We start from the raw sequence: 7884 nt of genomic DNA on the forward strand, positions 1-7884 counted from the left end.
CCCGGATACAGGTATGAGCTATGTAATAGAGAATGTCCAGGCAGGTCTTTTTCCCACATTTCCCAAATGGTTGTTGCACCATTGGCTTTCATGTAGCCCCAGCTCGGATAATCAGTCTGCGAGGTCATGGCATAAATAAGGTCATCGCGTCCGGCGTCTCTTAATACTTTAAAGAGCATTGCTCCGCCTGTTATCCCTACATTGATGTGCCCTTTATGAACCACCAGAATCTCATTTTCAAGCCGCTTCATGATTAATGGTTTCAAGTCTTGAGGCATTACCTCACCCAATAAGGCCGCAGCAAGATTAGACATTGATTTATCAGAATAACTATGATCATCTGCATTGTAAAATTTAGCGTGAATTGCTGCGCTTGATACATCTGCTTGTTTTTCCCACTGTTGTGCTTCTTTATCTTTATGAAGTACGCGAGCAATTTTAGCAGCCGTACGCAGGTTAAATATTCTATAGCAATTGTTTAAGAAAACGGTTTGGGGTTTATTGTTATTCATCCCTTCGGCTGTGGCTCCAGGCCATAACCAATCACCCAAAAAATCCCATGATCCGCCAAAGCGAACCAACATATCATCTTTAGTATTCAGATCCAAAAATGAAAGCCAGCCTTTGATCATTTCAAAATTCTTATCAAGCACCCTTTTGTCGCCTTCATGCTGATAAATAAACCAGGGCAAAGAGACTACTATACCGCCCCATGCAGGGCCACCGCCCCCCATGTAAGTAGGTGCAGTATGTGGCAGAACACCATTATTCATGATGCGACCACTCATTATGCTTTTGCGGGCAAAGTTTTCGTCGTACATGTTTCCTACCAGAGATTCAGTTCCTTGTACATCTCTCCAGTCTTCCATCCATTTGGTATAGAAAGCAGCCATATGATAATTGAACATTCCTGTTTCGCAAGTTGCATGTGCATCGCCTCCATAGCCCAGTCTTTCACGCTGAGGGCAGTCTACAATATACCCTCCTATTGAGAGATTTTGAAAGGTCCATTTTATGGTATTATATGTCCAGTTTTGCAAAGGGTCTGAACATTCAAAAGTGGTAGCTTCTTTGTAATTTGTACGTACCATCCAACCACGGATATCATTAAGTGAGGGCTTACTTTTTAAACCMTTAATAGTAACCCAGCGACCTGAGCTATAATTAAATCGATTATGAAAAGTTCCCTGTCCTGTTTTACCAATAACAAAAGCGCTGTGGTTGCTGAAAGTGATATCGGATTGTTCCCTTTCCGAGAATAAAAATTTCACAGTATCCCCTTGCTTACCTTTTACTTTAATTTCTGTCCACCCGGCAAAGTTGACACCCATATCAACCCGGTATGTCCCATCATTTCTTTCTACAATTCCAATTGGCTTTATTTCATCAAAAACACGGTTAGGCTCTATTTTTTGAGCAGAGAGGACTAGCTTAGGCTGATAGGTTATTGCCTTATCCCATGTTGTTTCATCACAGGCGGTAGTGTTCCAGTTTGCAACTTCTTTATTTGCATCCCAAATCTCTCCTCCCATTCTGTTAGAATCCCACACGCCTAATAATTTATTTGGGCTCTTGTGGGTTTTCCAGCTTTCATCTGTGCTTATTACCAATTCAGGTTTTGATAGCGGTGTAGTGTTTTTATTGGCATAAATTGCGGCCTGAGCAATTACAATTGGGGTATTTGGCCGGTCTTTTACGATGTAGGGTCCAAAAATAGACCATGATGTTCCTAACCAGATGGTGATTACGTTTTTACCTGCTTTAAGTTCCGGCGCAATATCGTAGGCCACGTAACGCGCCCTTTTCATATGGTCTGTTACACTTGGCGCCATAACATCGTTGCCTATTTTTTTACCGTTTACGTATATTTCATGGAAACCTACAGAGGCTACAAATATGTTTGCCTTTCCGGGTTTTGTTTTAAGTGTAAAGGTTTTTCGAAGCCATGGATCGGAGATGTTACAATCTTGCTGGGCAGGATCAAAAATCTGATCTGTGCCAATCCATTTTGCTTTCCAATCTGTTGGTTTAAGTAAACCCGTAGTCCATTGAGCGGCTTTACTCCAAGGCGAGATTTTGCCTTTCTCGTCTTTAACCGAGACTTTCCAAAAATAGTTTTTATCAGATACAAACGGCCTTCCTTTGTAGGTTATCTGCTGCATCTGCGATGAACTTACCCAACCGGAATCCCATATATCACCTTTGTTAAGTTTAAGTCCGCCTTCTGTTGATGCAACTAAAATCCGGTAAGCAGTTTGCTTTTGTCCAAAAGCAGCGGTATCGGTTGCGGTAAGTGTCCAGCTTAAACGGGGTTGTAATTCATCCAGACCCTTTGGGTTGATCAGATATTCACATCTCGTATTTCCCGGAACAACGGAACTGGTTACATCGGTTATTTTGGCGGCGAAGGCGGTCCCCGATAAACACAGAAATAGCAATGCAATAAATATATTTTTAGTTCGTCTCATTGGTTAACATTTGGTTTTTTAAAATACCACAATTACAGTAGAATGGCAACCTGTACTGTCCAGTACCTGGTCTTATTGTTTAATATATCTGTAGGCAAACCGTGCATTTGGAGCAGCATCACCCTTGTCTAGCCAATGCATGGCATTTCCGTCAACAGGTGAGTTATCGGCCCATTTAAAGTCTAATGTAAACTCGTTTCCTATAATACCAAGTTGTTTTTTTGGGATAACAAGTTCCAATTCGTTTTTGTCTGTTCTGTATTTTATGGAAGATGATTTACCTAAACTACAGTCTTTTTTAAGGTTATGTAATGTAGCAGTATTATTACTTAAAACACGCTGGTTAACTACATATTGAAAGCCCTCCCAGCCTTGGTTGGCAGCACCTTTTACACCTATAAACAAATGCATCCAATCTGGAGAATCCGATGGTGTTAATGGATCTTTTGTTTTTACATAGAAGTACACATTTTGCTGATCTGAAGTAATTCTGGATTCTATAATATCATTGCGACCTGTGTTATTTACATATTCATTTATTCGGCCCCAGCCTGGGTGTTTGCGATGGAAGGTATCTCCACTATCATCTTTATATACCGCCGGTATTTTTTTCCAATCACTAAATTTCCCATCAATGCTCATTGATGTATTGGTTTTGTAAACGGGAAGTTTTCCTGTGCCTTTAAACTTCCTTACATTATCTACCAGCTGGTAATAATAATTGTCTTTGGTTACGCCGTTTTCAGGTTCCGCATCTCTGCTAAATTCGGCATTATAAAGATCTACAAAATAGGTTTCTCCCTTTTCGATTGACTTACCTAAAAAGGTTTTGGATGCTCCGTCGTTAAAGCGCATGGCCACCCACTCATTCCATCCGGTTATAAATACAAATTCAGGATCTACCTCAAGGGCTCTTTTCCATTGTTCTTCAAAGTAAAGTCCTTTTTCGGTCGAAAATATTTCTGGCTCTTTACCATTATGAAAGCTTCTGCCAATGTTCGACATCGGGTGTTGTGCAATAGAAACGGTTACCTGTTCAGCTTTATCTTTTGAATCGTGCCAGCCATAAGATTGAGGGTAATGATCAAGCCATGGCCATTTGTCTTTACCATCTGCAAACCACTGCTGGCCTTTGCTCCATGCCCAGGAATGCCGGGTGGTAAAGAAATTTTTAATTTCGGGTGTAACTGCCTCTGGCGGGCACAACAACAGGGGTTTTCCTTTCCACAAAAACCAAAGGTTACTAAACAATCCTTTTTTATAAATCTGCTCATAAAGGTTATTAACCGTTTGCTTGGGCACACTATTTACAATAAAGGAAATAGATGGGGTGCTTAATCCTTCGGCACGCATTTTAAGGTAAGTATTGGCAATCTTTGTAACCTGCGGCAGATAAATAGCGGCATTGGTTACATCAAGAATAATTACATCAATACCAGCATCAGATAACATTTGTGCGTGTTTACGGATCACCCATTCATCATCGGCAAGGTAATACCCAAAATAAGGTTCACCCCAATGGTGAAAAGCGTGAATTGGTCCATATTTAGGGTCAGTTGGATTGGCCTTTAAAAGCTTGGTAATGTCATATGGGCTAACCGTATCCCCTGGTGTTTTGGGCATCACCCCACCATCAGCAGCACCTCCTTTATGCTGATCATAGCCGTGAGCTCCCTGCCATATGAAATAGAATATTCCTGCATACTTATCTTTACGTGGAGTTTTATATTTTGCTGGCTCAATAGTGCGGCCAAGCGCATCTTTTGCTACCCATGTATCAGCATTTGATGATGAAACTTGAGCTTCAGTCTGATAAAAGGAGATACAAATCAATCCCGATAAGAAGATTTTTTTTAAACCCATCATCAATTGGTAGCGCTATATATGAAATTAAAACGGCCACCCGGTGCTGTGTCGCCATTTAGATACCAGTCTAACGGATCGTTATCGTTCTGCATATTATCAGACCATTTAAATTCGAAATTGAGCGGTTTAGCTACGTTTTTAAGATAGATTCTTGGAAGTGTAACCATCATTTGATTACCCTTAACTACATATTTTAAAGTCTGTATATCTTTCCAGGCTCCATCTCTGTATTGCTGCAAATTGCTTCCCCCTGCAACTCTAAAATCATATCCTTTCCAGCCTGTTTTGGCGCTTCGATCTGTATCCAGATATAGTCTCATCCAGTTACTGCCTGAATTGGAAGTGATGTCAGCTACAGTTTTAACAAAAAAGTAAATGTTGACTTTGTCACGCGCAATCTTCATCTGCTCAAAATCGTTTCTGCCTGTTGCATTGGTATAAACAATTGCAGGCTCAATCGGGGTGCCTGGATGGTTACGTTCCTGAGTGTCGCCGGTATAATCCTTGTAAACGGGCTGTACTGATGTCCAATCACCGAACCCATTAATTGTTTTAGGTAAGCCAGCCGAAGGATTTGCGGCTACGCCTTTGTATCTTCTTATATTGCCAACCAATTGCATATAGTAGTTATCCTTTAAACCGGCAGTAAGCGAAGGCTCGATATCTCTGCTATATTCTGGGCTTGCCTGATCACAAAACCATGAGTGTTCCGGGTTGTTATCTCTACTAGGAAATTTTCCGGCTATCCACTCATTCCAACCTGTAACATACACAAAAGGCGTGTTTTGTTTTATAGCATAGTCCCATTGCTCCTGAAAATTGTAACCATAAATTACATCTGTTGCAGGATTTCCGGGTGACCCATTATGATAGCTCCTACCCCAATTGTCTTTATTACCGTAAAATGCCGAACCACCCATTCCTGCCGTTGGATTAGGGTGCTGTGCAACTGAGACATTGATGATTTCTGTTTCTCCCTTGGCGTTCTTATATGTTTTTTGAGGTCTTACAAATTCAATCCATGGCCAGCTGTTTGTTTTTTGAGGTTCGTTTGGCCATTGTGATTCTCTGTATGTGAAAGTATTTTCATAATCTTTTCCCTTAGCTTCTGCAGATATTCCAATTATAAGCGGCTTACCATCCATTAAATACCAGCACTCGGGGTAGCGGTATGGAGCACCAGGTTTATAAAAATTATTGTAGGCTTCCTGCATGGTCTCGCCCGATGAGGTATTGGTATAAAACACGATTTTAGGAGGGGTTTTACCCTGCGCCCGAACTGCATTCATAGCCTTCATCAACACGTCGGCTTGTTTTGGATAAGTTAAGCGGTTTGTTGCATCAATTACAAGAAGATCCACACCAGCATCAGTTAGCAACTGAATACTTCTTAAATGTACCCAATAATCATTTGCGCTATAATATCCATAAATGGGTTGCCCCCAGTAATACATCCCCCCGCTTCCCCAATATGGATTATCAAAATCATTGAGTACTTCGGGATGTGCATTCACGATTTCATGGAGATCCCAATATTTGCGTGGTGCTGTTTCATGCCATAAAAAGTAGAACATGGCAACCGTTTTTTTTCTAGGATTACCCACCTCCTTATTTTGAGGGAGAACTCTGCCCAAATCATCAGCTCCGGCAAACGGCTGAGCGCTTGATGAACCAATCCCCAATAATGCAAAAAGTATTATAAAGTGAACAGACCTCATAGGATTTATTTTTTTACAAATGCCCTTTTTAATACGTCCAGATAACCCATTTTATGTAAGGTATCGGGTTCGAGATAACTTCCTTCCGACCACTCATTCCAGGCATTGATGGTAATTAATTTGCGTTGTTTTGGATGTGTATCTGCAAATACTTTTGCCTTTTCGACATACTTTGCAAATTTTTCAGGAGCGGGATTATTTATATAACCGGTTTTATACGGAAACCTTGGGTTAGCATCCCAGCTAATTGTGAGATTAGGGAAATAAGGAATGGTAAAATCGTTACTAAATCCTTGCCACATATTGGTAGACAGATCTGCCCATTTCTCGTAATCTCCATCTGGATTTTGCAAATGTGCCCAGCAGTAATTTGTTAAACTGTTAAAGCCAAAATACTCCATAACTTTATTCTGTGTTCCAATTTTTTCGCCGGGTACCCCTGCAATACTTGAAGGTAAGGCCTGCCAAAGAATTCCCTGTAAGTGCAGTCCGGGAAACCCTGCGGCAATTGTTTTTTCTCTGAAGTAATCCAAAGCCTCTTTGGTTTGCGTTGCACCGCCCAATCCCGCAATCAGCGTATGAAGTTCGTAGATACAGAATACCGGGGCACCATCAATCTTGTAATAACCAGGATCTTTGAAATATTTTGCTATCACACGATCGACCACAATATTAAATTGTTTACGATCTACACTGCCTTTCCAGATCACTGAATCTTTTTTCGGGTTCTTGCGCTCCCAATAAGTTGTAGCATCATGATTTGCCCACATCAGGTAAAACTTCATCCTGCCTTTGTTGGCTTTTAAAAAGCCTTCGTTGATACAATCTTCAAGGAATGGTTTTCCCTCATACCAGTACCAATCGAAGATAAATGTATTCACTCCGTGATCAACAGCAGCAGTGATCTTTTTATCCATATCTTTTGGATTTGCCTCGTCCAGATATCCCCAGAGCGGGACTTTTGGTTGGGCATGTCCTTTTTCTTTAGGTTGCGCTTTATAAATGATCTCCCATTCCCCCTTTTTTTCTGGAAATAAAAACTCCGCTCTAGGCTCATAGTGATAGGCAGGCCAATAGAATGCAGCTACATCATAATCCTGGGTAATTTTCTTTTTGATGTTGCACGATTGAAATATAATGGCAATAGCTATTGCTATTGCCAAAGAAAAGAGCGATCTATTATAAGATAATGACTTCATAATAAATGTTGTGTTTAATACGGATTTATTTCAATAGATACCGGACCTGTTAACCCTGATGGATGCAGCGGGCTGTCTGCTTTGTACGGGTTAATATAAGACCAGGTTTTACGTTGATCTTCTGGCAATTTTAAATCACCTATCAACCGGTTTACCCAGGTGTTAACCACTTTTACTTCCAGCTTATTTTCACCCGCCAACACTGCCTCGGTAATGTCTACTTTGTAAGGTGGTGTCCATACACCACCAACCTCTTTACCGTTAACCTTTACTTTGGCCAATGCGGTAACTGCGCCGAGGTTTAGATAAATACGCTGCCCTGCAGCTGGTTTCTTAATCTCAAACGAAGTATTATATAAGGCACTTCCAGAATAATGAGCTATTCGTGTATCCGGGTGTTTTGACCAATCTATTAAAGTTTTAAATACCACAGGTTCTTCTGGGCCTCTGCCCTCTTTATCAAATTTAACGGTCCATGGGTCAGTTAATTTAATTACATCAATTGGCTCAGGGAAATTAACCTTTTTCTCGGCCGTGGCATTACCGGACTGGTCTTTTCTGAAGATTATAAAAGCACTTTCAAATGCATCGAGTTTTAAAGGAACAGATGTTGTATTTGGTGTTGAGCTGTAC

The 7884-nt window shown here is 40.8% G+C and carries 5 protein-coding genes; all 5 read right to left on the bottom strand.

What is annotated here, in order from left to right:
* The coding region (locus tag AC1DDX_RS18080) for a family 78 glycoside hydrolase catalytic domain (RefSeq protein ID WP_477622361.1) at nt 1-2468 on the bottom strand (2468 nt) is incomplete at its 3' end.
* A gap of 72 nt (nt 2469-2540) precedes the next feature.
* Complete coding sequence (locus tag AC1DDX_RS18085) at nt 2541-4334, bottom strand: glycoside hydrolase family 71/99 protein (RefSeq protein ID WP_337715892.1); 1794 nt, start codon at nt 4332-4334, stop codon at nt 2541-2543.
* Nucleotides 4334-6052 carry a hypothetical protein gene (locus tag AC1DDX_RS18090; protein WP_337715894.1) on the bottom strand — a complete coding sequence of 573 codons (1719 nt, stop codon included), beginning with the start codon at nt 6050-6052 and terminating at the stop codon, nt 4334-4336. Before AC1DDX_RS18090 ends, AC1DDX_RS18085 begins: the two co-directional genes overlap by 1 nt.
* Nucleotides 6053-6057: 5 nt before the next feature.
* On the bottom strand, nt 6058-7251 hold the full coding sequence (locus AC1DDX_RS18095) for a glycosyltransferase WbsX family protein (RefSeq protein WP_337715896.1): 1194 nt from the start codon (nt 7249-7251) through the stop codon (nt 6058-6060).
* A gap of 14 nt (nt 7252-7265) precedes the next feature.
* Nucleotides 7266-7884 (bottom strand): glycosylhydrolase-like jelly roll fold domain-containing protein (locus AC1DDX_RS18100; protein WP_477622362.1); only part of this gene is annotated, 619 nt, incomplete at its 5' end.

The organism is Pedobacter sp. 10L46_2 (assembly GCF_056395165.1).

Coding starts and splice junctions, on each gene's coding strand:
- AC1DDX_RS18090 (WP_337715894.1), bottom strand. CDS start 6,052: ATGAGGTCTGTTCACTTTATAATACTTTTTGCATTATTGGGGATTGGT.
- AC1DDX_RS18085 (WP_337715892.1), bottom strand. CDS start 4,334: ATGATGGGTTTAAAAAAAATCTTCTTATCGGGATTGATTTGTATCTCC.
- AC1DDX_RS18095 (WP_337715896.1), bottom strand. CDS start 7,251: ATGAAGTCATTATCTTATAATAGATCGCTCTTTTCTTTGGCAATAGCA.